At 33.3% G+C, this 982-nt stretch carries 1 protein-coding gene; it reads left to right on the forward strand.

The window, feature by feature from the left end:
* The first annotated feature begins 105 nt into the window (after positions 1-105).
* Positions 106-894 (forward strand): hypothetical protein, encoded by a 789-nt coding sequence (locus ACRD7A_RS19095; protein ID WP_430812985.1) that lies wholly within the window; start codon positions 106-108, stop codon positions 892-894.
* The last annotated feature ends 88 nt before the right edge of the window (positions 895-982 follow it).

A 982-nucleotide genomic window follows, 5' to 3' on the forward strand; every position in this document is an offset into this window, starting at 1 on the left:
CAACAATTTGGCACTGCTCGATTTGGAAAGGTCTGTGAGGCTAAAATTCCCCTTACGCGTCATGCAGCAAAACGTTGGGCACAAGCAAACTAAACCACAGTATATATGAACAAACTATTGATTATTTTTCTGCTAATTTCAAATTTATTGCATGCTCAAACGGACAATAAATTTCTGGCTGATTTTCTGCTTGGAAATGAATTAAAGGCTGAAAATACTCTTGACAAGTTTTCTGAATATGATTTTTCTAATATTTGGACTAAAACAGACAACCAGTTTGTTTATGGAATAATTGGGACTGAACATCAAAGAATACGAATCAAATTAATTTCAGTTGAAAAAAACTCCCTTAAACCCAATGAATACATTGTACTTGGAAAATCTAAAGTGAAAGAAACAATTTGTGACTTTCAAGGGATAATAGAAATCTCTGAAATCAAAGAGCTTAAAATGCTAAACTATGGAGTAGACAATGAATATGAAGACATAGGAATAAAGGCTCAAGGAATAATCATTGCCAGTTATGAATTTAGAGAAAATAAAGAACAAAAACATAGCGGAACCTTTACAGGACAGTTGTTGTCAAAATGGTATTTAGACTCTAAAGACAGTATAAATTATGACAATATAGAGTCATTTGCAGACTCATATTCAAACAACGCATTTATTGGGATTTGGAAAAGCTACAATACAGAGCATGAAAAACTGTGTAATTGGGCGGATTATAGAGTTCCAGGTGCTAATGAAGATTTTGATATTGGAGCAGGAGAGTTTTGTGTAGCTGAGAAATATTGGAGTAAAGGTTGGCTAGACATTGCTTTAATAAATCAGGTGCCGAATCATGCTATAAAAAGAAGCGAAAAAACTCAGGACATTAAAAACTGGTGGGAATAAAATGCCAGTGCCCAACAATGGCTAATAAAGCATCGTTAGTTTGTGGTTTACTAAATACGTATCAAAGTAAATAGTTAAACATGATTAT

Source organism: Carboxylicivirga longa, assembly GCF_050589825.1.
Lineage (GTDB): Bacteria > Bacteroidota > Bacteroidia > Bacteroidales > Marinilabiliaceae > Carboxylicivirga > Carboxylicivirga longa.